This is a genomic window from Streptomyces sp. NPDC048461, assembly GCF_055587105.1.
In genome coordinates this window covers 284,760-309,951 of the sequence record NZ_JBVJGW010000007.1, presented here as the reverse complement: position 1 = coordinate 309,951, position 25,192 = coordinate 284,760, and the positions used below count along the sequence as shown (strand labels likewise).

The following is a 25,192-nucleotide window of genomic DNA, read 5'->3' as shown; positions in this document are numbered from 1 at the left end:
GGCAAGGCAGGTCACATGTACGAGCACAGGCAGCACACCGGTCCCGGCCCCCTCTCGGGCTTCACCGTGGGGGTGACCGCCGCCCGGCGCGCCGACGAACTGATCGCCCTGCTGCGCCGCCGCGGGGCCACCGTCCTGCACGCGCCCGCGCTGCGGATCGTGCCGCTGGCCGACGACAGCGAGCTGCTCGCCGCCACCAAGGAACTGCTCGCCGCCGCCCCCGACGTGGTGGTCGCCACCACCGCCATCGGGTTCCGCGGCTGGATCGAGGCCGCCGACGGGTGGGGGATCGGCGAGGTGCTGCTGGAGCGGCTGCGCCGGACGGAACTGCTCGCGCGCGGCCCGAAGGTGAAGGGCGCCATCCGGGCCGCCGGGCTCGTGGAGACCTGGTCGCCGGAGTCGGAGTCGCTCGCCGAGGTGCTGGAGCGGCTGCTGGCGACGGGCGTGGCGGGGCGGCGGATCGCGCTCCAGCTGCACGGCGAGCCGCTGCCCGGCTTCGTGGAGGCGCTGCGGGCGGCCGGCGCCGAGGTGGTCGTCGTCCCCGTGTACCGGTGGATGGCGCCGGAGGACCTCGCGCCGCTGGACCGGCTGCTCGACGCCGTGGCCGGCGGCACGGTGGACGCGGTCAGCTTCACCTCGGCGCCCGCCGCGGCCTCCCTGCTGTCCCGGGCCGCGGAGCGCGGCGTACGGGAACCCGTGCTCGCGGCGCTGCGGGGCCCGGTGCTCTCCGCGTGCGTGGGACCGGTCACCGCGCTGCCGCTCCAGGCGCACGGGGTGGACACGGTGCATCCGGAGCGCTTCCGGCTGGGCCCCCTGGTGCAACTGCTCTGCCAGGAACTGCCGGGCCGGGCCCGGGTCCTGCCGGTGGCCGGGCACCGGCTGGAGGTGCGCGGGCACGCCGTGCTGCTGGACGCGGAGCTGCGGTCCGTACAGCCGGCCGGGATGGCGCTGCTGCGGGCGCTCGCGCGGCGGCCCGGCTGGGTGGTGTCGCGGGCGGACCTGTTGCGGGCGCTGCCGGGGGCCGGAAGCGACGAGCACGCCGTGGAGACGGCGATGGCCCGCCTCAGGGTGGCGCTGGGGTCGCCGAAGCTGATCCAGACCGTGGTCAAGCGCGGGTACCGGCTGTCGCTGGACGCGGGCGGCGACCTCAAGTACGCGGACGCGCCCCGGGGATGACGCCCGACGGCGCTCCGCGGGCGCGGGCCGGTCCGGTCGCGGCCGGGTCCGGGCAGGGTCCGCGGTCGTCGGCTAGCGTGCCGGGGTGATCGTCGACGGAGTGGAGATGAGGGGCCTGGAGCCCGGGGACGCGGCCGGGCTCGCCGACGTGCTGGCCCGCAACCGGGCGTACATGGCCCCCTTCGAGCCGTCCCGGCCCGAGGCCTTCTACACGGAGGCCGGCCAGCGGGCCCGCATCGAAGGCGTGCTGGCCGAGCGGGACGCGGGCCGCATCGTCCCGTACGTGTTCGTCGAGACGGCGACCGGCGCGCCCGTCGGCTCGATCAACCTCGGCAACATCGTGCTGGGGCCGCTGCGCAGCGGCGGCGTCGGCTACTGGGTGGACCGGGCGTGGAACGGCCGCGGGCTGGCCACCGCCGGGGTCGAGGCGGTCTGCCGGGCCGCCCGCGACGAAGTGGGCCTGCACCGGGTCGAGGCCGGGACCCTCGTGGACAACGTGGCCTCGCAGCGGGTCCTGGCGAAGGCGGGCTTCGAGCAGTACGGGCTCGCCCCGCGCTACCTCCACATCAACGGCGCCTGGCGCGACCACTGCCTGTTCCAGCGGCTCCTGCACGGGGACCCGCCGCCCGCCGGCGGCTGACGGGCGCCGAAGCGGCCCGTCCCGGTCCGCACGGGGGCTTCCGCCCCGCCCGGCCCGCGGGCACTCTGGGAGGAGCGACGGCGGCCGGGCTCCGGCGGGCGAGGCGGTGACGGGCATGTGGTTCGACTCCGGGAGGCTCTGCCTCGACCTGTTGGCCACGCGCGCGCCCCACGAGGGGCTCGCCGACGGCGACGACCTGCAGCTGTGGCTCGTCGGGGCCGGGCTGGTGCCCGACCGGACGCCGCTGGTCCGGCCTGGGCCCGACTGGGTCGCCGCCTTCCGGGACCTGCGCGGCGATGTGGAGGTGCTCGTACGGGCGGAGCCGCGTCCGGGGGCCGACCCGCCCGCCGGCACCCCGCAGCCGCCCGCCGGCACCCCGCACCCGCCCGTCGGCACCCCGCACCCGCCCGCCCCGCCCGCCCCCGCCCCGCACGCCGGCACGGCGCGGGCCCTCGCCCGGGTCAACGCGCTGGCCGCCGGACCACCCCCCGGCCTGTGCGCGGTGCGGGACCGGGAGGGGCACCTCGTACGGGAGTTGTGCGGAGGCGTCGGATGCGGCGCGCTGCTCGCCGCCGTGGCCCGGGACGCCGTCGAGCTGCTGACCGACCCCGGCGACCTGGCGCTCCTGCGGAGCTGCGAGGGAGAGGGCTGCACCCGGGTCTACCTGGACACCTCCCGGGGCCACCGGCGCCGCTGGTGCTCCAGCGAGCTGTGCGGCAACCGCGAGCGCGTCGCCCGGCACCGCCGGCGGGCCCTGGCGGCCGGACCGCGGTAAGGCTGCGTCCCGGCCCGCGAGACCGGTTCCGGAACGGGCATGCGGACAGGCCGCGGATTCGCGTACGGTTGACGGTCGCCCATGCACGTCAGAAGGGGGCCTTGGTGGCCGCGCAGAATGCCGCTGTCGACAGCACGGCGGATTCCGTCCGCGATCGGGAGATCGGGGTCGAGCAGACGCATCTCGACCAGGTGTACCGACGCCTTGAAGAGAAGATCCACGAGGCCGAGTTCCTGATGAACGACGCCGCGAAGCGGGGCCAGGTCGGGACGCCCGGCGCCCTCGCCGAGCGCGACGCGCAGGTCTTCCGGGCCGGTATCCACCTCAACCGGCTCAACAACGAGTTCGAGGACTTCCTGTTCGGACGCATCGACCTCGTGCGCGGCAAGGACGGTGAGCGCGGGCCGGACGGCGCGTTCACCTCCGTCGAGCCGGCGGACGACGCGATCCGCGAGGACCTCACGGCCGACATCGCCGAGACGCTGCACATCGGCCGGATCGGGGTCCTGGACTCCGACTACGCGCCGCTGGTCATCGACTGGCGCGCGCCGGCCGCCGCGCCGTTCTACCGCTCCACGCCCAAGGAGCCCGGCCGCGTCGTGCGCCGGCGCGTCATCCGCTCCAAGGGCCGCAAGGTGCTGGGCGTGGAGGACGACCTGATGCGCCCGGAGGTCACCGCCTCCCTGGACGGCCGGGAGCTGCCCGTCATCGGCGACGGCGCCCTGATGGCCGCCCTCGGGCGGGCCCGCACGCACTCGATGCGGGACATCGTCTCCTCCATCCAGGCCGAGCAGGACCTGGTCATCCGGGCGCCCGCCGCGTCCGTGGCCGAGGTCGCGGGCGGGCCGGGCACCGGCAAGACCGCCGTCGCCCTGCACCGCGCCGCCTACCTGCTCTACCAGGACCGGCGCCGCTACTCCGGCGGCATCCTCATCGTCTCCCCGACTCCGCTGCTCGTCGCGTACACCGAGGGCGTCCTGCCGTCCCTCGGCGAGGAGGGCCAGGTCGCCATCCGCGCGCTCGGCTCGCTGGTCGACGGCGCCGAGGCGACCACGTACGACGACCCGGCCACGGCCCGGATCAAGGGCTCCTCCCGGATGCTCAAGGTGCTGCGCAAGGCCGTACGGGGCGCCCTGGAGCTCGGGAACGCGCCCGACCGGCTGCGCGTCGTGGCCTTCGGGCGCCGCCAGGAGCTGGAGTCCGCCGAGCTCGACCGCATCCGGCAGAACGCGCTCAGCGGCACCGCGCCCGTCAACCTGCTGCGTCCGCGCGCCCGCAAGCTGCTGCTCGACGCGCTGTACGCGAAGTCCGGCGGCTCCGGCCGGCACAGCGACCCGGAGCTGGCGGCCGAGCTGCGCTCCGCCTTCGACGAGGACGTCTCCACCGAGGACGCCTTCATCGGATTCCTGAACGCCTGGTGGCCCGAGCTGACCCCGCGCGCCGTCCTCGCCTCGATGGCCGACGAGCGCAGGCTCGGCCGCTGGTCGCGCCGGGACCTGGCCCCCCGCGAGACCCGCCAGCTGGCCCGCTCGCTGCGCCGGCTCGGCCCCGACGGCAAGGGCCCCCTGTCGGTGCACGACGTGGCCCTGCTGGACGAGCTCCAGCTGCTCCTCGGCGCGCCCGCCCGGCCCAAGCGGCGGCGCGAGATGGACCCGCTGGACCAGCTCAGCGGGCTGGAGGAGCTGATGCCGACCCGCGAGGAGACCCAGTGGGAGCGGGCCGAGCGGCTCGCGGCGGAGCGCACCGAGTACGCGCACGTCATCGTGGACGAGGCCCAGGACCTGACGCCCATGCAGTGGCGGATGGTGGGCCGCCGCGGCCGGATGGGGACCTGGACGGTGGTCGGCGACCCGGCGCAGTCCTCCTGGACGGATCCGGAGGAGGCCGCCGCCGCCCGCGACGAGGCCCTGGGCAGCCGTCCGCGCCGCCGGTTCACCCTCACCGTGAACTACCGCAACCCCGCGGAGGTCGCCGAGGTGGCCTCCCGGGTACTGCGCCTGGCGATGCCGGGGATGGAGCCGCCGACCGCGGTGCGCTCCACCGGCCTGGAGCCCCGCTTCACGGCCGCCGGGCAGGACCTGGGGGCCGCCGTGCGGGAGGAGACCCGCCGGCTGCTGGACCAGGTGGACGGCACCGTGGGCGTGGTCGTGGCCATGGACCGGCGCGCGGAGGCCGCGGGCTGGCTCGCGGAGCTCGGCGACCGGGCGGTCGCGCTGGGCAGCCTGGAGGCCAAGGGACTGGAGTACGACGCCACGGTGGTGGTCTCCCCGGCGGAGATCGCGGACGAGTCCCCGGCGGGCCTGCGGGTGCTGTACGTGGCGCTGACGCGCGCGACCCAGCAGCTCACGGTGGTCTCCGCGGAGCGCGACCGGCCCGGCGCGGACGGGGTGCCGGAGCTGCTGCTGCCCTAGGGGGTGTCGTCACATTCGTTCCTGCCGTGCGGTGTCCGGCACGCACGCTCGCCGCGTTGTCGGGATCGCCCGTGTACATCCGGTACACGGGCGACCCTCCGCCTTGCGAGCGCACGCACCGGACACCGCACGGCCCGCCCTCCGGGCGTACGAAACGAATGTGACGACACCCCCTGGGCCGTGTCTTTCGGATCATGGCGGGCCCGGGCTGTCCGGCACCGCGCCTCGCGGCGTTCTCCTCGGTCGCCGACACACCACGTCGACTCCCTCCTCGGCCTTGCGACGCACGGCACCGGACACCCCGGGCTGATCCGCCCCGATCCGAAAGACACGGCCTGGCCGCCGGGGGCGTACGGCCGGATGGTCGGCGACCGGGAGCGTGGTGTCCGAAATCAACCCCCGGGAGGGGGCTCGCTTCCGGCGATCCTTTGTTAGCCTGAGAACGGCACCGACTCGATCCAAGCCCCCGGGCCCAACCTTCGTCGCTTAGAGCGACCACTTGCCGCGAGGCGAGCATGGCGGGTCGGTGTCATAGACGTCAGCAGTACCCGGCAGTACCCGAAGTAGCAGTCAGACCAGGTCCGCGCCCTCCACTCCGTGGGGGGCGCGGACCTGTTTTGTATCAACCCACCATTCCGCGCGCCTCAACTCTCTCGTATGGTGGAAGTGTCTTTCCGAAATTTGTAGCTGGTTACCTTGTACCGGCAGGTAGGTGGGACGATCGGACAACAGGTCCTGCCACGCCTGCCGTGCGCGGGGCTCTGTGTGTACAGCGAAAACCAGGGACAGAAGAGGAACACGGCCATGGCAACGGCGCCCAGCGTCTCGTATTCGATGACGGTCCGCCTGGAAGTGCCCGCGAGCGGAACCGCGGTCTCCCAGCTCACCACCGCCGTGGAGTCCTCCGGCGGCTCGGTCACCGGCCTCGATGTGACCGCCTCCGGCCACGAGAAGCTCCGGATCGACGTCACCATCGCCGCGACGTCCACCGCGCACGCGGACGAGATCGTCGAGAAGCTGCGCGGCATCGAGGGCGTGAGCCTCGGCAAGGTCTCCGACCGGACCTTCCTGATGCACCTCGGCGGCAAGATCGAGATGGCGTCCAAGCACCCCATCCGCAACCGCGACGACCTCTCGATGATCTACACCCCGGGCGTGGCCCGCGTGTGCATGGCGATCGCCGAGAACCCCGAGGACGCGCGCCGCCTCACCATCAAGCGCAACTCCGTCGCAGTCGTGACGGACGGCTCCGCCGTCCTGGGCCTCGGCAACATCGGCCCGATGGCCGCGCTGCCCGTCATGGAGGGCAAGGCGGCCCTCTTCAAGCGCTTCGCCGGCATCGACGCCTGGCCGATCTGCCTCGACACCCAGGACACCGACGAGATCGTCGCGATCGTCAAGGCGATCGCCCCGGGCTTCGCCGGCATCAACCTGGAGGACATCTCCGCGCCGCGCTGCTTCGAGATCGAGGCACGGCTGCGCGAGGCCCTCGACATCCCCGTCTTCCACGACGACCAGCACGGCACCGCGATCGTGGTGCTCGCCGCCCTCACCAACGCGCTGCGCGTGGTCGGCAAGGCGGTCGGCGACGTCAAGGTCGTCATGTCCGGCGCCGGCGCGGCCGGTACGGCCATCCTGAAGCTGCTGCTCGCGGCGGGTGTGAAGAACGCGGTGAGTGCCGACATCCACGGCGTCGTGCACGCGGGCCGCCCCGACCTCGTCGACGCGGCCGCCGATTCCCCGCTGCGCTGGATCGCCGACAACACCAACCCCGAGGGCTACACGGGCACCTTGAAGGAGGCCGTGGTCGGAGCCGACGTCTTCATCGGCGTCTCGGCCCCGAACGTGCTCTCCGGCGACGACGTGGCCGCCATGGCCGAGGGCGCCATCGTGTTCGCTCTCGCGAACCCGGACCCCGAGGTGGACCCGGCGATCGCCCGCCAGACGGCCGCCGTCGTGGCCACCGGCCGCTCCGACTTCCCGAACCAGATCAACAACGTGCTGGTCTTCCCGGGCGTCTTCCGCGGCCTGCTGGACGCTCAGTCCCGCACCGTGAACACGGACATGATGCTGGCCGCCGCGGCCGCGCTGGCGGACGTCGTCGGCGAGGACGAGCTGAACGCGAACTACATCATCCCGTCGGTGTTCAACGACAAGGTCGCGGGCGCGGTCGCCGGGGCCGTCCGCAAGGCCGCCTCGGGGGCCTGACGGTCCCTGTGAGCGCCCTCACGCCCCCCGATCCCGGCGCGTCGCGAGATGCGGGCCCGGCGGGCCGCCTCTAGGGTTGCGGGGATGCCCGTGTGGTCCGCGGTCCGCATCGACCGAAGGCGGACGGAGCGTCACCGCCGCGTGACTGTGGCGCTTTTCGTGTGACCCCGGCGGGTGCCGGATTGGCTTTCCCGCCGCTGGTGGGGGCAGGATGCGTAACCGGGCGAGAGGGTCTGACGTTCAGACCCGGGTCCGGGGACTGTCCGAGGGCCCTGGCAGCATCGGCTTCGATCTCACGCCTCTAAGGCAAGTTGAACACGGGAGTACAACATGAACCGCAGTGAGCTGGTGGCCGCTCTGTCCGAGCGCGCCGAGGTGACCCGCAAGGACGCCGACGCCGTTCTGGCCGCGCTCGCCGAGACCGTCGGCGAGATCGTCGCCAAGGGCGACGAGAAGGTCACCATCCCCGGCTTCCTGACCTTCGAGCGCACCCACCGTGCCGCTCGCACCGCGCGCAACCCGCAGACCGGCGACCCCATCCAGATCCCGGCCGGCTACAGCGTGAAGGTCTCCGCGGGCTCCAAGCTCAAGGAAGCCGCCAAGGGCAAGTAGTCCGCCCTTGTGCCGAGGGCCGCACCGGCCCCCGGGACGGCAGCGTGACAGCAGGAACGCCGAAGGGCGGCCACCCCGCACGGGGTGGCCGCCCTTCGGCGCGTGCGGGGCCGCCCGCGGCCGCCGGGGGGAGGCTCCGGGGCCCGGGCGGGCCGTGCGGCCCCGTACGGGCCCGTACGGGGCCACGGGAAGGCCCCCCGGTCCCCTAGCGGGGTCCGGGGGGCCTTCGGGCGCCGGTGGTACGGCTCAGACGAGGTCGCCGCCGGGCAGCTCGACCTTCGCGCCGAGCTCCACGAGCTTCTCCATGAAGTTCTCGTAGCCGCGGTTGATCAGGTCGATGCCGTGGACCCGCGAGGTCCCCTCGGCCGCCAGCGCCGCGATCAGGTACGAGAAGCCGCCGCGCAGGTCGGGGATGACCAGGTCGGCGCCCTGCAGCTTGGTGGGGCCGGAGACGACCGCCGAGTGCAGGAAGTTGCGCTGGCCGAAGCGGCAGGCCGAACCGCCCAGGCACTCGCGGTACAGCTGGATGTGAGCACCCATCTGGTTGAGCGCCGAGGTGAAGCCGAGGCGGGACTCGTAGACCGTCTCGTGGACGATCGAGAGGCCGGAGGCCTGGGTCAGGGCCACGACCAGCGGCTGCTGCCAGTCGGTCTGGAAGCCGGGGTGCACGTCCGTCTCCAGCGCGATGGCCTTCAGCGGGCCGCCGGGGTGCCAGAAGCGGATGCCCTCGTCGTCGATCTCGAACGCCCCGCCGACGCGGCGGTAGGTGTTCAGGAACGTCATCATCGAGCGCTGCTGGGCGCCGCGCACGTAGATGTTGCCGCCGGTGGCCAGGGCCGCGGAGGCCCAGGAGGCCGCTTCCAGGCGGTCCGGGAGGGCCTTGTGGTTGTAGCCGCCGAGACGGTCCACACCGGTGATCCGGATGGTCCGGTCGGTGTCGACGGAGATGATGGCGCCCATCTTCTGCAGGACGCAGATGAGGTCCTCGATCTCCGGCTCCACCGCGGCGTTGCTGAGCTCGGTGACGCCCTCGGCCAGTACGGCCGTCAGCAGCACCTGCTCGGTCGAGCCGACCGACGGGTAGGGCAGGCGGATCTTGGTGCCGCGCAGGCGCTGGGGAGCCTCCAGGTACTGGCCGCCCTCGCGCTTCTCGATGGTCGCGCCGAACTGGCGGAGCACGTCGAAGTGGAAGTCGATTGGCCGGCCGCCGATGTCGCAGCCGCCCAGGCCGGGGATGAAGGCGTGGCCGAGGCGGTGCAGCAGGGGGCCGCAGAAGAGGATCGGGATGCGCGACGAGCCCGCGTGGGCGTCGATGTCGGCGACGTTCGCGCTCTCGACGTGGGTCGGGTCGAGCACCAGCTCGCCCGGCTCCTCGCCGGGACGGACCGTCACCCCGTGGAGCTGGAGCAGCCCGCGCACGACGCGCACGTCACGGATGTCGGGAACGTTGCGCAGCCGGCTGGGTTCGCTGCCGAGCAGAGCCGCGACCATGGCCTTGGGCACGAGGTTCTTCGCACCGCGGACACGGATCTCGCCCTCGAGCGGGGTACCGCCGTGGACAAGCAGTACATCGTCACTGATGCCGGTCATGAATCTCGCGTTCCGGGAGGGGTGGGCAGGGGGCCAGTGAGAAGAGTAAGGGCCACCACCCCTTTGTTCGTAGGGCTGACGCGGCCGTAGGACTGTCATGAATTCGGTACAACACCCTCCGTATCCACCCCATGGCGGAGTGTCGCGTTCCGCCCGCTCCGGCGGCGCGGGCCGCCCGCCGCCGCCGGGTGCCCTGAGCTGCGCGGAATTCGATCTCGCCGTCCGATCCCCCGGACGGACGAATGTGCGGGATCATGGCGGCATGACCGAGGTGTCCTCCCTCACAGGCCGACTGCTCGTGGCCACCCCCGCCCTCGCGGACCCGAATTTCGACCGCGCGGTGGTGCTGCTGCTCGACCACGACGAGCAGGGCTCGCTCGGCGTCGTCCTCAACCGGCCGACCCCGGTGGGCGTCGGCGAGGTCCTGCTGCCCTGGGCGCCCCTGGCCGGCGAGCCCGGCGTCGTCTTCCAGGGCGGACCCGTGGGTCTGGACTCGGCGCTGGGCGTGGCCGTCATCCCGGGGGAGGAGGGTCCCCTCGGCTGGCGCCGGGTGCACGGGGCCATCGGCCTGGTCGACCTGGAGGCCCCGCCGGAGCTGCTGGCCGCGGCCCTGGGGGGCCTGCGCATCTTCGCCGGCTACTCCGGATGGGGGCCCGGCCAGCTGGAGGGCGAGCTCGGCGAGGGCGCCTGGTACGTGGTGGAGTCCGAGCCCGGCGACATCGCCTTCCCCGATCCGGAACGACTCTGGCGGGCGGTGCTGCGCCGCCAGCGCGGCGACCTCGCGATGGTCGCCACTTATCCGGACGACCCGTCGCTGAACTGACCCGGGCGGGGGTCGGTACCCTGGGTCCATGAGCACTCTTGAGCCCGATCGCGGGACTGGCACGGGGACCCTCGTAGAGCCGACGCCGCAGGTTTCCCACGGTGACGGCGACCACGAGCGCTTCGCCCACTACGTCCAGAAGGACAAGATCATGGAGAGCGCGCTCGGGGGCACCCCCGTCGTCGCGCTCTGCGGCAAGGTCTGGGTGCCGGGCCGGGACCCGAAGAAGTACCCGGTCTGCCCCATGTGCAAGGAGATCTACGAGTCCATGGGCCCCGGCGGGGACAAGGACAAGGGCGGCAAGGACAAGTAGGTCCGGCCGCTCCGAGCAGGACCCGGGCCCCCGGGGTGCGCACCGGCGCACCCCGGGGGCCTTTGCCGTGCCCGCGGAGCGGGTTAGGGTCGGCCGCATGAGCACACTGTGGAACGGACGTTGCACAGTGCGCAACGGACTGGCTGCCGCGAAGGGCTGACGCATGGACCTGATCCCCGCACCCCGGAACGCCGTTCCCCACGAGGACGGACACCGCTACGCCTTCCGGGCCGACCCGGCCCTCGACGCCGGCCCGGGCACCGCGGACACCGCGCGCTGGCTGCGCCGCGAGCTGGGCGCGGCCACCGGCTGGAGCCTGCCGGACGCCGCACCGGGGGCGCCCGGGGGGCTGCGGCTGCGCATCGACCCCGAGCTGGCCGGCGGGTCGGGCCCGGAGGCGTACCGCGTCGACATCGGCGCGGACGGCGCGGAGCTCACCGGCGCGAGTGCGGCCGGGCTGTTCTGGGCCGCCCAGACGCTGCGTCAGCTGCTCGGGCCCGACGCCCACCGCAGGGCGCCGCTGCCCGGCCGGACCTGGAGCCTGCCGTACGCCGCCGTGGCCGACGCCCCCCGGTTCGGGTGGCGGGGCATGATGCTCGACGTCGCCCGGCACTTCATGCCCAAGGACGGCGTCCTGCGGTACATCGACCTGCTCGCCGCGCACAAGCTGAACGTGCTGCACCTGCACCTGACGGACGACCAGGGCTGGCGCATCGAGATCGAGCGCTACCCGCGCCTCACCGCGGTCGGCGCCTGGCGGGCGCGCAGCCGGTGGGGGCACCGGGCCTCGCCGCTGTGGAGCGAGACCCCGCACGGCGGCTTCTACACCCGGGACGACATCCGCGAGATCGTCGCGTACGCGACGGAGCGGCACGTCCGGATCGTTCCCGAGATCGACGTGCCGGGGCATTCGCAGGCCGCGATCGCCGCCTACCCGGAGCTGGGCAACACCGACGTCGTGGACACGGCCGCGCTGGAGGTGTGGGACGACTGGGGGGTCAACGAGAACGTGCTCGCGCCGACCGAGGCCGTGCTGCGGTTCTACGAGGGGGTCTTCGAGGAGGTCCTGGACCTCTTCCCGGCGGAGATCTCGCCGTTCGTGCACGTGGGCGGCGACGAGTGCCCCAAGGCGCAGTGGCGGGCCTCGGCCACTGCCCAGGACAGGATCGCGGAGCTGGGGGTGGAGGGGGAGGACGGCCTGCAGTCCTGGTTCGTCCGGCACTTCGACGGCTGGCTGGCGGAGCGCGGCCGGCGGCTGATCGGCTGGGACGAGATCCTGGAGGGCGGGCTGGCGCCGGGCGCGGCCGTGTCCTCGTGGCGCGGCTACGCGGGCGGCATCGCCGCCGCCGAGGCCGGGCACGACGTGGTGATGTGCCCCGAGCAGCAGGTGTACCTGGACCACCGTCAGGACGGCGGCCCCGACGAGCCGGTGCCCATCGGGTACGTGCGGTCGCTGGAGGACGTGTACCGCTTCGAACCGGTGCCGCCCGGGCTGTCGCCGGAGGCGGCCGCGCACGTCCTGGGCGCCCAGGCCAACGTGTGGACCGAGGTGATGGAACATCAGGGCCGCGTCGACTACCAGGTCTTCCCCCGCCTCGCCGCCTTCGCCGAGGTGGTGTGGTCGGGGCGGCCGGCCCCGGAGGAACGGGACTTCGCCGGGTTCGAGGAGCGGATGACGACGCACTACCGGCGGCTGGACGCCCTCGGCGTCGGCTACCGGCCGCCGGGCGGACCGCTGCCCTGGCAGCGCCGGCCCGGTCTCCTCGGACGTCCGATCGAGGGTGAACCCCCGAACGCGTGACGGCGGGCGGCCGGGCCCTGCGAAACCCTCCGAACCGGAACTCTTCCTCGATTTCGGTGGATACGGGGAAAACCGGGCGATCGCCCGAGGTGGGCGGGGGCGGCCGCCGCCCGGCCGACCCTCGCGCCGGGCGGCCCGGAAGATGTGCCAGAGTTGCCACGTCCCGGCGGTGAGCACGTACCGTACGGCGGACAGGCGTGAGCGCCGGGACCGGGACATCGGGAAGGGGCAGCTGGGTTGACCACGCACGCACCGCACGCATCGCATTCACCTCAGGCGCCTCAGGGGCTCCACGAGCCCCAGGGGTCGAAGGCGGCGCAGTCCGTCACGCTGCCGGTCTCGCTCGACGAGGCCGTCGCGGCGCTCACGGCCATGCCCGCCGCCGTCCCCGTCGCCGGGGGCACCGACCTCATGGCCGCCGTCAACGCCGGACAGCTGCGGCCCGCCGCGCTCGTCGGCCTGGGCCGGATCAACGAGATCCGCGGCTGGCAGTACCAGGACGGCCACGCGCTGCTCGGCGCGGGCCTGACCCACGCCCGGATGGGGCGGCCGGATTTCGCCGCCCTGATCCCCGCGCTGGCCGCCGCCGCGCGCGCCGCCGGACCCCCGCAGATCCGCAACGCCGGCACCCTCGGCGGGAACATCGCCACCGCCGCTCCGACCGGTGACGCCCTGCCCGTGCTGGCCGCGCTGGAGGCCGTGCTCGTCATCGTCGGCCCGGGCGGATCGCGCGAGATCCCCGTGTCGTACCTGCTCGCCGGGCGCGAGATGCTGCGGCCCGGGGAGCTCATCGGCTTCGTGCGGGTGCCGCTGCTGCACGCGCCCCAGGTGTTCCTGAAGGCCACGGGCCGTACCGGGCCGGGGCGCGCGGTGGCGTCGGTGGGACTCGTACTGGACCCCGCGCGCCGGGGCGTGCGCTGCGCGATCGGGGCGGTCGCCCCGATGCCGCTGCGTCCGCTGGAGGCCGAGCAGTGGGTGGCCTCGTTGATCGACTGGGACGGGGAGCGGAGCCTGGCCCCCGAGGCGCTGGAGGCCTTCGGCGAGTACGTCGCGGCGGCCTGCGTGCCCGACCAGGGCGAACCGGTGGCTCCCGGAGTCCTGCATCTGCGGCGGACGGTGGCCGTACTGGCACGGAGGGCCCTGGGGAGGGCACTGACCTCATGAGTGGGAACGGGAACGGGTACGTGAGCGGAGCGACTGGGGACCCGGGCAACGCGGGTTCCGCGAGCCCCGAATGGGGCTGGGAGCCGGTGCCGCACGGCGGCGAGTACGACTCCGACGCGACGGCCTTCGTGAAGCTGCCGCAGGACATGCTGGACGCGCTCGGCACCGGTGAGCCCCTGGCCGCGCCGGGCCACGGGTACGTACCGCCGCCGATGATCGTGCCGCTCGGGTCGGCCACGACCGACCCGGCCGCCACCGGCACCTGGACGATCCCGGTGCAGTGGCCGGAAGCGGCCGGTTCGGCACCCGCCGACCCGGCGCCCGGCACCGCCTCCGGCAGGGTGGTCGGCCAGGGGCCGGCTCCGGTCGGGGGTCCCATCCCGGCGTCGATCCCGCTGCCGGCGTCGGTGGCGGCGGCGTTCGCCCCCGCGGAGCAGGACCAGGAGCGGGAACAGCGGCACGGTCAGGCCCAGGCCCAGGGCCGGGTCCAGGAGCACGGGCAGGTCCAGGAGCACCGGCAGGGGCAGGGCGGGACCGCGGAGTGGCGGTTCCCGGAGGCGGCGCAGGCCGCCCAGGCCGCGGGCACCGTCCCGGACGCGGGCACGGGGCAGTGGGTCCTGCCCGAACTGTCCGAACAGGGCGATGTGTCCGGGCAGTACGACCTCAGCGGCGTGTCCGGCCAGTACGACCTGAGCGGCGTGTCCGGGCAGTACGTGCCGGGCGGCGACGCCTCCGGGCAGTACGACCTGGGCGCCGCGACGGGCCCGTACGCGCCGGGCGGCTCGCCGGACCCGTACGCGTCCGGCGAGGTGTCCGGGCAGTACGACCTCAGCGGCGCTTCCGCCCCGTACGGCCAGGGCGACGCCTCCGGCCGGACCGGGGAGTTCCGCCACGGCGGGCTGGACGCCGACTGGAGCCAGGCCCCGGCGACGCTCCCGGGCGGCGCCCCCGCCCCGTGGGCGAACCACCCCGACTTCGAGGGCGCCCGCGGTTACGCCGCGCAGCAGCCCTCCGGCGAGAGCGGCGCGGGCGTCCTGCCGGGCACCGACGCCGCCGTGGCGGCCGCCGCGGCCGGGCGGGCCACCGGCGGCCCCGGCGCGGGCACCCCGCGCCGCGGACCGCGCGTGCTGGGCGGCCCCGGCGTGGGAACCCCGCTGCCCGACGCCGAACCGGTGTCCGAGGGCGAGCCCGCGCACCCGGCCCCGCACGACATCGACGCCGCCCACGGCCCGGCGGCGACGCCGGAGCCGGGGGAGCGGCCGGCCCCGGGCGGGCTGGACCTCTTCGGCGGCGTGCGCGCCGAACCCGAGCCCCTGCCCGAGCCCGCGGAGCCGTCCGCCGGTTCGGCGCGGGCCGCGCGGGACACGGACACCGACGGGCACGGCTTCGCCGCCTTCGGCCGCGCGCCGGAGCAGGACCACGCCCCGGAGCCCGGCCGCGCGCCCGAGCGGGGCGACGGGTCCGGGCGCGGGGCCGGTCCGGCTCCCGAGCCCGGTGCCGGCCTGCCGGCCGGAGCCGCCCCCGAGGCGGCGCGGTCCGACCCGGAGCGCGGCCCGAACCGGGACGCCGCCTACGACCCGGCCCCGGAGGCGGAGTTCGGCGCCGCCCGGGACGCGGAGTACCACCCGGCCCCGGACGCCGGATACGACCCGGCGCCGGATCCCGCCTACGACCCGGCCCCGGAGGCCGCGTCGGGGTACGGGACCGTCCCCGCGGACGGTACCGCCGGCGACGGGGCGGGCGGTCCCGCGGCGGAGCACGCCGACACGGACGGCCGCGGCTTCGCCGGGGCGGGCCCGGCCCCCGCGGACACCGGGGCCGCGCACGCGCCGGACGCGGACCCCGCCGACCGCGCCGTGGAACTCCGGGGCGCGGGCGCTGCCGGGGAGGTCCCGGCGGAGGGGCCGGCGTACGAGGACGAGACGGGTACCGCCGCCGTCGCCCATCACGAGCACCCGGCGGCCTCCTACGTCCTGCGCGTCAACGGCGCCGACCGGCCCGTCACCGGCGCCTGGATCGGCGAGTCCCTCCTGTACGTGCTGCGCGAGCGCCTCGGCCTCGCCGGCGCCAAGGACGGCTGCTCGCAGGGCGAGTGCGGCGCCTGCGCCGTGCAGGTCGACGGCCGGCTCGTCGCCTCCTGCCTCGTGCCGGCCGCGACGGCCGCCGGCAGCGAGGTCCGCACCGTCGAGGGGCTCGCGACCGACGGGGAACTCTCGGACGTCCAACAGGCGTTGTGCAGGTCGGGTGCGGTGCAGTGCGGGTTCTGCGTACCGGGCATGGCCATGACCATCCACGACCTGCTGGAGGGCAACCACGCCCCCAACGAGCTGGAGACCCGCCAGGCCCTGTGCGGCAACCTCTGCCGCTGCTCCGGCTACGCGGGGGTCGTCGACGCCGTCCGCGAGGTCGTCGCGGGCCGCGAGGCGGCCGCGGCCGAACCGCAGGCGACGCAGACCGGAACCGCCGGACCGGCGGGGTCCGGTGCGCAGGGCGGGCACGAGCCGCGCATTCCGCACCAGGCACCGCCCGGCGAGGGCGGCATCCACCACGGAGGCACGGAGTGAGCGGGGGCACGGAGTGAGCGGGCAGGACGCGGCGACGGCGACGACAGCGGTCAACAACTCGGTCGCGGCCAAGGCGGCCGGCGACCCCACCGAGGCCGCACCGGACCAGCCGCCGCGCGGCATCGGCGCCTCCGTGCCCGCCGCCGACACCCGGGCCAAGGCGGAGGGAACCTTCCCCTACGCCGCCGACCTGTGGGCCGAGGGCCTCCTGTGGGCCGCCGTACTGCGCTCCCCGCACGCCCACGCCCGCATCCTGTCCATCGACACCTCGGCCGCCGCCGAGATGCCCGGCGTGCGCGCCGTCGTCACCCACGCGGACGTCCCCGGCGCCACCACGCACGGCCGCCGGGTCGCCGACCGCCCGGTGTTCGCGCACGACCTCGTGCGCCACCACGGCGAGGCCATCGCCGCGGTCGCCGCCGACCACCCCGACACCGCCCGGCTCGCCGCGGCCGCGATCGCCGTCGAATACGAACTCCTCGACGCCGTCACGGACCCCGAGCAGTCCTTCGGCGCCGAGCCCCTGCACCCCGACGGCAACCTGATCCGGCACATCCCGCTCCGCTACGGCGACCCGGACGCCACCGGCGAGGTCGTCGTCGAGGGCCTCTACCGGATCGGCCGCCAGGACCCCGCGCCCATCGGCGCCGAGGCCGGACTGGCCGTACCGCGCCCCGACGGCGGCGTGGAGCTGTACACCGCCTCCACCGACCCGCACACCGACCGCGACCTGGCCGCCGCCTGCTTCGGGCTGGAGCCGGACCGGGTCCGCGTCGTGGTCACCGGCGTCCCCGGCGCGACCGCGGACCGCGAGGACGCCGCCTTCCAGCTGCCGCTGGGCCTCCTCGCGCTGCGGACGGGCTGCCCCGTCAAGCTGGCCGCCACCCGCGAGGAGTCCTTCCTCGGGCACACGCACCGCCACCCCACCCTGCTGCGCTACCGCCACCACGCGGACGCCGAGGGCCGCCTCGTCAAGGTCGAGGCCCAGATCCTCATGGACGCGGGCGCGTACGCCGACTCCTCCTCGGAGTCCCTGGCGGCGGCGGTCGCGTTCGCCTGCGGCCCGTACGTCGTCCCGCACGCCTTCGTCGAGGGCTGGGTCGTACGCACCAACAACCCGCCGTCGGGGCACGTCCGCGGCGAGGGCGCCATGCAGGTCTGCGCCGCGTACGAGGGCCAGATGGACAAGCTGGCCGCGGCCCTCGGCATCGACGGCGCCGAGCTGCGCATGCGCAACGTACTGGCCACCGGCGACCTCCTGCCCACCGGCCAGACGGTCACCTGCCCGGCGCCGGTGGCGGAACTCCTGCGCGCGGTACGCGACTTCGAGCTGCCGGCCCTCCCGAAGGACACCTCGGAGGACGAGTGGCTGCTGCCCGGCGGCCCGGAGGGCGCGGGCGAACCGGGCGCGGTGCGGCGCGGCGTCGGGTACGGCGTCGGCATGGTGCACATGCTCGGCGCGGAGGGCGCGGACGAGGTCTCGACGGCCACCGTGAAGGTCGTGGGCGGCGTCGCCACGGTCATCTGCGCGGCGGTCGACACCGGCCAGGGCTTCGCCACCCTCGCCCGCCAGATCGTCCAGGAGGTGCTCGGCGTCGACGAGGTCGCGATGGCCCCGGTCGACACCGACCAGCCCCCGGCGGGTCCGGCGGCGCACGGCCGCCACACGTGGGTGTCGGGCGGCGCGGTGGAGCGGGCGGCGAAGATGGTCCGCACCCAGCTGCTGCAGCCGATGGCGCACAAGCTGGGCATGTCCACCGAGCTCCTGCAGATCACGGACGGCCGGATCACCTCGTACGACGGCGCGTTCTCCATGCCGGTACCGGAAGCCATGGAGGGCAAGGAACTGTGGGCCACGGCCCAGTGCCGCCCGCACCCGACGGAGCCCCTGGACGCGGACGGCCAGGGCGACGCCTTCGTCGGCCTGGCCTTCTGCGCGATCCGGGCGGTGGTGGACGTGGACATCGAGCTGGGCTCGGTACGGGTGGTCGAACTGGCCGTCGCCCAGGACGTCGGCCGCGTCCTCAACCCCCGCCAGCTGGAGGCCCGTATCGAGGCCGGCGTCACGCAGGGCGTCGGCGCGGCCCTGACGGAGAACCTCCGCACGGTCGGCGGTCTCGTCCGCCACCCGGACCTGACGGGCTACGCCCTGCCGACGTCCCTGGACGCCCCGGCGGTGCGGATCGTCAAGCTGGTGGAGGAGCGGGACGTGGTGGCTCCGTTCGGCGCGAAGGCGGCGAGCGCGGTCCCGGTGGTCACGACGCCGGCGGCGGTGGCCTCGGCGGTGCGGGCGGCGACGGGGCGACCGGTGAACAGGCTCCCGATCAGGCCGTCGGCGGCGGTGGCCGCACCCAACTCGTGACCGTGTGACGCGCATTGCACGTGCAACCCAGGGTTGGGACTGTCGGCGCCGGTCGCTAGAGTGATCAGTGAGCCTGCTCGCGTTCGCGCGCGAACGGGTGCGAACGGGGACGGGGAGCGGCGGAGACGCCGCGCCTACGGGGATGACGGGGAGTCGGGGAGGCCATCGTGGCAGAGGACAACGGGGCGGGCCTGTTCGGACCGGGCCCTACGGCGGGCATCGCGGACGCGATCAGGGCACAGGCGGCGGCCCTGGCGGTCGAGCAGGACTCGCTGAAGGAGTACAAGGGCATGGTGGATGCCCTGCTGGAAGAACTGGGCGGGTCCGAGGCGGACCACAAGCGCCTGGCGAACGGCACGCTGACCCAGGCGGCCCTGGGCCAGGGCTTCGCGGAGGCGACGGCCATCTACGCGTCGTACAACACGGTCACGACGGAGCTGGAAAAGCTCTCGAAGGGTCTGGCGGGCCAGATCGAGGCCTTGGGCATCGCGGTGCTGTCGGCGGGCACGGGGTATGCGGGTGTGGATGAGGAGACCAAGCGGCGCATGGCGGCCATCGCCAAAGAGGCGGAGCGTCATTACGTACCCTCCCGTGATCCTTACCTTGAGGAGCAGCGCAAGAACGCGGGCGCCGAGCCTTCGGCTCACGATGGCAACGCGACGGGGGGCACTGTCTGATGGCAACGAACTTCGAGGCGTTCACGCACCAGCAGCTCAAGGCGATGAGCGACGCGCTGGACCCGAAGACGGTCAAGGCGCGGGCCGAGCAGCTCAAGAAGGCTGCGGATGACATCGCCAAGATCGCGGAGAAGCTCAAGAAGCACCAGGTGACCGGCTGGGAGGGCGCCGGAGCCGTCGCCTTCCAGGAGTGGGTCGGCCGGGCGGGCAATGCGACGCTGCGACTGAGCGAGTACAGCGCCCACGGCTCACACTGGATGACGCAGGCCGTCCAGAAGATGTATGAGGCGCAGACCATGCCGGCCTACGACACGGACGCCGCGGCCAACCTGGCAGCGGCCCGCAAGTACCACAACGACCCGGACTCCCGGACGATCGGCCCTCAGGCGCAGTCGAAGCTGAACACGGACCACACCGAGGCCGTGCAGCTGATGAAGAAGCTTGCCGAGGCGTACGAGCTGTCGTCGACGGAGATGAACAAGGCGGAGGCTCCTACTTTCCCGCCTCCGCCGGATGTGCTGGTACCAAGCGGCTACGACTCCGGTGTGGACATGGCTCGTTCTGGAGGGGGCGGGGGCGTCCAGGGTGGAGTGAGTAATTCGGTCTTCACTCCACATGGCTCGTCCGGCGGCCCCGGGGGAGGACCTTCGGACGCCCCCGGGTCTACGGCCGGTACCCCTCTGCGAGAGGGCAACACTCCTCCGACGCCCACGGCGCCCGTACTCACTCCCACCCCATGGGTTCCGGACCGTGACGTAAACGTGGACCTTGACAGTGTTGCCACCTTGCCGATCACAACTGTGCCCCCGACGCTGGGCACGCCGAGTCCGCTGCCGACCGGCGGCAGTGTGAACCCTGGTGGCGGCTTCGTGCCCCCGTTGACGTTTCCGCCAATCAGTGGAGCGACGGCGCACGGCGGCCCTGGCCCGGGCGGCATCGGCCACCTTCCGGGAACGACCGGCCCCGGCGCTTTCGGCGCCGGAAAGGTCGGTGGCGTCGGCGGCTTCCCCGGGATGCCTCCGCGTGACAGCGGGATCGTCGGCGGTCGGCCGGTGGCGTCCGGCGGCCCCAGCGCGGGCATTCCCCGGGGCACGGTCATCGGTGCCGAAGGGGCGCAGGCGGGCCGCGGCATGGGCGGAATGGGCGGCGGCATGGGCGGAGGTCTCGGCGGCGGACACGGCGCCGCAGGTTCTGCCGCGGGCCGCCGACTGGCCATGGAGCACGGCGGCGTCGTCGGAGGACGCCCGGCGGGTGCGGCCGGTCGCCCGACCGCAGGGGGACAGCCGTTCACTCCCGGCGGTTCAGGTCTCGTACGGAACGCCAATGGCGGCACGGGTGCGGGAGCCATGGGCCACGGGGGCGCCGGTGCGCGGACGGCGGGCAAGAGGCGCGAGGATCAGACGGGCGAACGTCCCGACTACCTGGCCGAGGACGAAGAGACCTGGCAGGGCAACCGTCGTGTTGTCCCGCCAGTGATCGACTGAACAGAACGGACGTTGTACCGGATGCGCATGCGCAAGGCGACCTCGGCCCTCGTGGGTCTCCTGCTGGCCGGGGTCGCCGCGACCCCGGCCCACGCAGACACGATTCGTTCGCAGCAGTGGCATCTCGACGCCATGAAGGCCGACGACTTGTGGAAGATCAGCACGGGTAGAGGGATCACCGTCGCGGTGATCGACTCAGGGGTTGACCGAATTCCGGAACTTGAGGGACAAGTCCTCCCTGGTGCGGTGTTTCCCGTCGGTGACGCCGAGGGCGATAAGGATAACGACTACCGTGGACACGGCACCGGGATGGCCGCCATGATTGCCGGCACCGGAAAACACCCCAGTGGCGACGGTGCTTACGGCCTCGCACCCGGTGCCAAGATCCTTCCGATTCGAGTACCGGACATGCTCGAAGGGGCCTCGACTCCGTCCATTGTCGAAGCCATTCGGTATGCGGCGGATTCAGATGCCAAGGTCATCAATATTTCTATGGGTCTGCCCGGTAAGCCTGAGCAAGATCAAGGCCGGGCCGCTGCGGTGAAGTATGCACTCTCGAAGGGGAAGCTGATCTTTGCCGCGGTGGGTAATTCGGGCGATACGACCAATGAGGTCGCCTACCCCGCTGCCACTCCCGGAGTGGTCGGCATTAGTGCCGTGGATGCGAACGGTATGCCGACCAAGGAATCACAGAACGGCCCCCAGATCGACATGGCCGCACCTGGCATCGACATCGTCTCGGCCTGCAAGGGCAAGACCGGCCTGTGCAAAACACATGGCACCAGTGACGCCACCGCCCTCGCCTCCGCCTCGGCCGCCCTGCTCTGGGCCGTGCACCCGGACTGGACCAACAACCAGGTGCTTCGCGTCCTGCTGAACACCGCCGGCAAGCCCACCGACGGGGCCGAGCGCAACGACTACGTCGGCTACGGCGTCGTCCGGCCCCGCATCGCACTGCCCACCCCCGGGGACCCCGGGCCCGCCGACGTGTACCCGTTGCCCGACCTCGCGGCCGCCGACGCCGCGGCCAAGTCGCCGGCGCCCGGCGCCTCCGCCGACGGCAAAGCGGCGGAGACGCCCGCGCCCCGGGCCGAGGCGGCGGAGAAAGACAGCAGCAGCCTCCTGCCCTGGCTCGGCATCGGGCTGGGTGCCTGCCTGCTGATCGGCGGCGCCGTCACCGCCGTGGTCGTACGCCGCACCAACCGCTGACCCGATCCGACCTGTACTGGGGAGTTCACGCGATGTCGTTCGACGAGGAATGGTCGGCGGCGCGCGCCGCGGCCACCACCAAGGTCTCCATGCGGCTCAACCAGGTGGCCCCCGAGCCCGGGGGCGGTGGCGGAGGTGACCTCGAGGTCAACCAGGACCACATAGGTGCGGTCGGCTCCGAGGCCTACAAGCTGCACGCGCGCCTGCAGACCGACGGGAAGCACGCGGCGACTGCCACCACCGAGGCCGCGGGTGCGCTCACGAAGGAGAACTTCGCGAGCGGGGCGGCGCTTTCCAAGGCGCAGAGCACGTGGGAAAGCCAGGTCAAGACGCTGGTGGCCGCCTGCGCGAACATCTCCAACGGCCTGAACTACTCGCTCTCCTCGCACGCCAAGGACGAGCAGCAGCTCCACGCCGACTTCACCACGTCCGCCCTCGACGGATATCTCAAGTAGGCGCCCCGTGCTGACGTACGAGAACGTGATGAACGCCCCCCTGGGGCAGCTCCAGACCGCAGTGACCGACTGGAAGGCGATGGCGGGCAAGCTGGACGAGATGGCCGAGGCGGCCCGCAACGGCATGAAGGCGAAGGCCGACAAGGCCCAGTGGAGCGGGGTCACCGCCGGTGTGGCGCGGGAGTTCGTCACCAAGACTGCCAAGGAGTTCGAGGACGCCGCCAAGGAAGCCACGGGCATGCACGGCGTTCTCGCTGATGCCCACGCCACCTTCAAGGCCGCGCAGGACCAGCTGAAGAAGCTCGCCGCGGAGGCTCCGGCGGCCGGCTTCCAGGTCGACGCGACCGGCCGCGTGACGGCCCTGCCGCTCGCCACGGAGGGGGAGCGGAACGCCGCGCGGCACGACCCCGACTACCAGCAGTCGCTGCGCACCAACCGGGACGCCTGGCAGGCCCGCATCAACCGGGCGGTCGAGGACGCGGCGGACGCCGACGAGTCGCTCTGCCGCGTGCTGCGGGCGAACGTGGGGGACCAGCACGACTTCAGCGGACCCGCGTTCACCACGCTGGACGCCGAGCAGGCGGCGCGGGCCGCCGACCTGATGAAGAAGGTCACCGGCGACGGCGGCACGGCCCGGAACGTCGAGGCGCTGCGCGAACTGGAGGACCTGCTCGACGACAACCGGGAGGACCCCGAGTTCGCGACGGGCTTCTACCGGACCATCGGTCCCGAGGGGACCTTGGAGATGTACTCGAAGATGTCGCTCGACGCGACGGGCCTCGGACCGATCGGCCGGGACCGCGCGCTGATGGTGGCGAACATCCAGAGCGACATGGGCGCCATGCTCGGCCTGGCCACGCACAAGGACGTCCCCCACCACCTCGACGCCGCCTGGACGACCGGACTCATGAAGGCCGGCCGTAAGGAGATGGACGTCACCGGCGGAGTGACGAAGATCTACGGTTACCAGGCGCTCGGCGCGCTGCTGCGCGAGGGGAAGTACGACACGGAGTTCCTGACCTCGGTCGGGCGGGACATGATCGCCATGGACCGCAAGGACCCGCAGGTGTGGGAGTACACCACCCCCATGAGCATGGACATGGCGCTCAACCAGGGCGAGGGCGGCGGCCGCGGCTTCTACCCGCTGACGGGGCTCATGGAGGCCCTCGGCAACAACCCGGACGCGGCGACGGCCTTCTTCAACGAACCGGTCCGCGAGGACAGCAACCACGACGGCATCGTCACCAAGGACGACAAGGCGGTCGGCGGGAAGCACGGCGAGGGCCAGGGCATGGTCGACTACGTGCTCGACAAGAAGCCCTACATGGACAGCTTCGACATCACCAGGACCGGGGACCTGCACCCGGCCCAGCAGGCCGTGGGCGACGCGCTCATGGCCGCCGTCTCCCACCGCGGCCCAGGAGATCAGGACTCGCCTCCCGTGGCGCACACCAAGGAGATGGCATCCGTCATGGAACGGGTCGTCGAGAAGATCGGCGACAAGCCGGAACTCGTGGCGGCGAAGCCGGGCGAGCCCGACGGGCCGCTGAAGGAACTCTCCGGTCACTTCGGCCAGATGGCGGCGGAGTACGCGCCGGACATCCAGGCATCGGCCGACGACGCGAGCCACATGATGAAGGCCAACGGGGAACGGGCCGTGTTCGACAAGAAGAGCATGACGGACTTCATCGGCGCGGTGGCCCAGGACCCCGGAGCCTACGGCGCCATCACCACCTCCCAGCGGACCTACACGACGATGCTCATCAACGACGTCTTCGAGCATCGCAACGAGTACGAAGAATTGGATGCGGCGATCAAGACCGTGGTGCACCCCGGCGGCCAGATCGCGGGAATCCTGTCGGAGGCGAGGGCCGAGGGTTCGTTCGCGGAGAACGGCCACAAGGCGGAGGAATACGTCAAGGGCGTCGAGGACAACGCGAAGTGGATCAACCGCGGGATCAGCGCCGCGGGCGGGAAGTACCTCGAACTGGTCCCGTTGGCGGGGGACGTCCTGGAATGGGTCCAGGAGGACATCACGGAGAGCGTGGTCGAGGGAGCCAAGAAGGACCAGGCGAAGAAGAACGACGAAGCCGATGACGCGGCCGTACTCGACTACACGAATGCGCAGAAGGAGGCGGGCATTTCCGCGGCCGAGTCGGTGCGCAGGGCTGCTGAGGGGACCGGCATGAACCAGCGGAGCATCGACGCGCTGGCCGGTGTGGCCTCGTCCGAGACGGCGAACGGCCACGCGGTCGGCCGCGGTCAGGTTGCCACGTCGAACGGAGGCCAGTGATGGAGTGCGTACGGGTCTTTCGCGCGGCCGGGGGCATGCTGGTCGCGGCCGCGGTACTGGCGGGCTGTTCGGGGGAGCAGCCCGCGGCTTCCTCGCATCTGCCCGAACGCACCTGCTTCGGCGCGTTCACCCGGTCCGACCTGGAGCCGCTGATGGGGCCCGGGAAGACCGCCAAGGAGACGTCGCCGATCGACGCACGGCTGACCGCGACGCGGCGCGAGGCGATGTGCGAGGTCGTCGTCGACGGCGAACACCGGGTGAGCGTCACGGTCAGGCGACAGCCTCTCGGGGAGAGCTTCTTCTTCCAGCCCGACCCGGGCCAGCCCGCCCCGGACCCGTTGCCCCTGGGCGACAAGGGCTACGTATGGGACACCGGGGCGTTCGTCACCTTCGCCTGCAAGGGCACGCAGGACTCCTTCGGGCTCGGACTGACGATCAGCGGCTCCGTGGAGCACATGAAGCGAGGTACCTCGCGCCCGCACTTCAACGGCCTCATGACGAAGCTCATGGACGTCGCGAAGCAGCAGACGCAGTGCGGTACGTGACCGTGACCGCGCCCCGGGCGCCCGAGTGGGCAGCGCGGAACGGCCGTCCCGGCCTCGGATGAGGGGCCGGTGGTCCGGGTCCTAAGGCCG

The 25,192-nt window shown here is 73.3% G+C and carries 19 protein-coding genes; 18 read left to right on the top strand and 1 reads right to left on the bottom strand.

What is annotated here, in order from left to right; all coding sequences use genetic code 11:
* Positions 1 to 15 precede the first annotated feature (15 nt).
* The 6 genes from ACZ6S8_RS15605 (at position 16) to ACZ6S8_RS15580 (ending at position 7,822) form a co-directional block, all read left to right on the top strand.
* Complete coding sequence (locus ACZ6S8_RS15605) at positions 16 to 1,176, top strand: uroporphyrinogen-III synthase (RefSeq protein WP_469455921.1); 1,161 nt, start codon at positions 16 to 18, stop codon at positions 1,174 to 1,176.
* A 106-nt stretch (positions 1,177 to 1,282) separates the two neighbouring features.
* Positions 1,283 to 1,816 (top strand): GNAT family N-acetyltransferase, encoded by a 534-nt coding sequence (locus tag ACZ6S8_RS15600; protein WP_469456014.1) that lies wholly within the window; start codon positions 1,283 to 1,285, stop codon positions 1,814 to 1,816.
* Positions 1,817 to 1,931: 115 nt separating this feature from the next.
* Positions 1,932 to 2,591 (top strand): CGNR zinc finger domain-containing protein, encoded by a 660-nt coding sequence (locus ACZ6S8_RS15595; protein ID WP_469455919.1) that lies wholly within the window; start codon positions 1,932 to 1,934, stop codon positions 2,589 to 2,591.
* Between the two features lie 104 nt (positions 2,592 to 2,695).
* The gene (locus tag ACZ6S8_RS15590; RefSeq protein WP_469455917.1) at positions 2,696 to 5,002 is read left to right on the top strand and encodes a HelD family protein; all 2,307 of its coding nucleotides are present in this window, start codon (positions 2,696 to 2,698) and stop codon (positions 5,000 to 5,002) included.
* 804 nt (positions 5,003 to 5,806) lie between these two features.
* Positions 5,807 to 7,210, top strand: a complete 1,404-nt coding sequence (locus ACZ6S8_RS15585) for an NAD-dependent malic enzyme (RefSeq protein WP_267726323.1) — start codon at positions 5,807 to 5,809, stop codon at positions 7,208 to 7,210.
* A 330-nt stretch (positions 7,211 to 7,540) separates the two neighbouring features.
* Positions 7,541 to 7,822, top strand: coding sequence for an HU family DNA-binding protein (locus tag ACZ6S8_RS15580; protein ID WP_007264399.1), 282 nt, complete (start codon positions 7,541 to 7,543; stop codon positions 7,820 to 7,822).
* A 246-nt stretch (positions 7,823 to 8,068) separates the two neighbouring features.
* On the opposite strand, the gene murA is transcribed toward ACZ6S8_RS15580, so the two are convergent.
* Positions 8,069 to 9,412, bottom strand: coding sequence for a UDP-N-acetylglucosamine 1-carboxyvinyltransferase (gene murA / locus ACZ6S8_RS15575; RefSeq protein ID WP_469455914.1), 1,344 nt, complete (start codon positions 9,410 to 9,412; stop codon positions 8,069 to 8,071).
* A 262-nt stretch (positions 9,413 to 9,674) separates the two neighbouring features.
* Between murA and ACZ6S8_RS15570 the strand changes: the two genes are divergently transcribed.
* The 12 genes from ACZ6S8_RS15570 to ACZ6S8_RS15515 all read left to right on the top strand — a co-directional run bounded on the left by ACZ6S8_RS15570 (position 9,675) and on the right by ACZ6S8_RS15515 (position 25,102).
* Positions 9,675 to 10,235 carry a YqgE/AlgH family protein gene (locus ACZ6S8_RS15570; protein WP_469455912.1) on the top strand — a complete coding sequence of 187 codons (561 nt, stop codon included), beginning with the start codon at positions 9,675 to 9,677 and terminating at the stop codon, positions 10,233 to 10,235.
* A gap of 28 nt (positions 10,236 to 10,263) precedes the next feature.
* The gene (locus ACZ6S8_RS15565; RefSeq protein ID WP_112448118.1) at positions 10,264 to 10,548 is read left to right on the top strand and encodes a DUF3039 domain-containing protein; all 285 of its coding nucleotides are present in this window, start codon (positions 10,264 to 10,266) and stop codon (positions 10,546 to 10,548) included.
* Positions 10,549 to 10,711: 163 nt separating this feature from the next.
* Positions 10,712 to 12,349, top strand: a complete 1,638-nt coding sequence (locus ACZ6S8_RS15560; RefSeq protein WP_469455910.1) for a beta-N-acetylhexosaminidase — start codon at positions 10,712 to 10,714, stop codon at positions 12,347 to 12,349.
* Between the two features lie 237 nt (positions 12,350 to 12,586).
* Positions 12,587 to 13,513 (top strand): FAD binding domain-containing protein, encoded by a 927-nt coding sequence (locus ACZ6S8_RS15555; protein ID WP_469455908.1) that lies wholly within the window; start codon positions 12,587 to 12,589, stop codon positions 13,511 to 13,513.
* Positions 13,514 to 13,533: 20 nt separating this feature from the next.
* Positions 13,534 to 16,077, top strand: coding sequence for a 2Fe-2S iron-sulfur cluster-binding protein (locus ACZ6S8_RS15550; protein WP_469455906.1), 2,544 nt, complete (start codon positions 13,534 to 13,536; stop codon positions 16,075 to 16,077).
* Between the two features lie 13 nt (positions 16,078 to 16,090).
* Positions 16,091 to 18,439: a xanthine dehydrogenase family protein molybdopterin-binding subunit gene (locus ACZ6S8_RS15545; RefSeq protein ID WP_469455904.1), complete on the top strand. Its 2,349-nt coding sequence runs from the start codon at positions 16,091 to 16,093 to the stop codon at positions 18,437 to 18,439.
* A 167-nt stretch (positions 18,440 to 18,606) separates the two neighbouring features.
* On the top strand, positions 18,607 to 19,116 hold the full coding sequence (locus ACZ6S8_RS15540) for a hypothetical protein (protein ID WP_469455902.1): 510 nt from the start codon (positions 18,607 to 18,609) through the stop codon (positions 19,114 to 19,116).
* Complete coding sequence (locus ACZ6S8_RS15535; protein WP_469455900.1) at positions 19,116 to 20,600, top strand: WXG100 family type VII secretion target; 1,485 nt, start codon at positions 19,116 to 19,118, stop codon at positions 20,598 to 20,600. The genes ACZ6S8_RS15540 and ACZ6S8_RS15535 overlap by 1 nt, the downstream gene beginning before the upstream one ends.
* Positions 20,601 to 20,621: 21 nt before the next feature.
* Positions 20,622 to 21,809, top strand: a complete 1,188-nt coding sequence (gene mycP / locus ACZ6S8_RS15530) for a type VII secretion-associated serine protease mycosin (protein ID WP_469455898.1) — start codon at positions 20,622 to 20,624, stop codon at positions 21,807 to 21,809.
* A gap of 32 nt (positions 21,810 to 21,841) precedes the next feature.
* Positions 21,842 to 22,264, top strand: coding sequence for a hypothetical protein (locus ACZ6S8_RS15525; protein WP_469455896.1), 423 nt, complete (start codon positions 21,842 to 21,844; stop codon positions 22,262 to 22,264).
* Between the two features lie 7 nt (positions 22,265 to 22,271).
* Entirely contained in the window at positions 22,272 to 24,557 is a 2,286-nt protein-coding gene (locus ACZ6S8_RS15520; RefSeq protein WP_469455894.1) for a hypothetical protein, read from the top strand.
* On the top strand, positions 24,557 to 25,102 hold the full coding sequence (locus ACZ6S8_RS15515) for a hypothetical protein (protein WP_469455892.1): 546 nt from the start codon (positions 24,557 to 24,559) through the stop codon (positions 25,100 to 25,102). Before ACZ6S8_RS15520 ends, ACZ6S8_RS15515 begins: the two co-directional genes overlap by 1 nt.
* The last annotated feature ends 90 nt before the right edge of the window (positions 25,103 to 25,192 follow it).

What these genes read in the sequence shown, in the direction of transcription:
- murA (WP_469455914.1), bottom strand. Translation starts at nt 9,412, where the DNA reads ATGACCGGCATCAGTGACGATGTACTGCTTGTCCACGGCGGTACCCCG.
- ACZ6S8_RS15515 (WP_469455892.1), top strand. Translation starts at nt 24,557, where the DNA reads ATGGAGTGCGTACGGGTCTTTCGCGCGGCCGGGGGCATGCTGGTCGCG.
- ACZ6S8_RS15595 (WP_469455919.1), top strand. Translation starts at nt 1,932, where the DNA reads ATGTGGTTCGACTCCGGGAGGCTCTGCCTCGACCTGTTGGCCACGCGC.
- ACZ6S8_RS15580 (WP_007264399.1), top strand. Translation starts at nt 7,541, where the DNA reads ATGAACCGCAGTGAGCTGGTGGCCGCTCTGTCCGAGCGCGCCGAGGTG.
- ACZ6S8_RS15600 (WP_469456014.1), top strand. Translation starts at nt 1,283, where the DNA reads ATGAGGGGCCTGGAGCCCGGGGACGCGGCCGGGCTCGCCGACGTGCTG.
- mycP (WP_469455898.1), top strand. Translation starts at nt 20,622, where the DNA reads ATGCGCATGCGCAAGGCGACCTCGGCCCTCGTGGGTCTCCTGCTGGCC.
- ACZ6S8_RS15535 (WP_469455900.1), top strand. Translation starts at nt 19,116, where the DNA reads ATGGCAACGAACTTCGAGGCGTTCACGCACCAGCAGCTCAAGGCGATG.
- ACZ6S8_RS15605 (WP_469455921.1), top strand. Translation starts at nt 16, where the DNA reads ATGTACGAGCACAGGCAGCACACCGGTCCCGGCCCCCTCTCGGGCTTC.
- ACZ6S8_RS15560 (WP_469455910.1), top strand. Translation starts at nt 10,712, where the DNA reads ATGGACCTGATCCCCGCACCCCGGAACGCCGTTCCCCACGAGGACGGA.
- ACZ6S8_RS15525 (WP_469455896.1), top strand. Translation starts at nt 21,842, where the DNA reads ATGTCGTTCGACGAGGAATGGTCGGCGGCGCGCGCCGCGGCCACCACC.
- ACZ6S8_RS15565 (WP_112448118.1), top strand. Translation starts at nt 10,264, where the DNA reads ATGAGCACTCTTGAGCCCGATCGCGGGACTGGCACGGGGACCCTCGTA.
- ACZ6S8_RS15585 (WP_267726323.1), top strand. Translation starts at nt 5,807, where the DNA reads ATGGCAACGGCGCCCAGCGTCTCGTATTCGATGACGGTCCGCCTGGAA.
- ACZ6S8_RS15570 (WP_469455912.1), top strand. Translation starts at nt 9,675, where the DNA reads ATGACCGAGGTGTCCTCCCTCACAGGCCGACTGCTCGTGGCCACCCCC.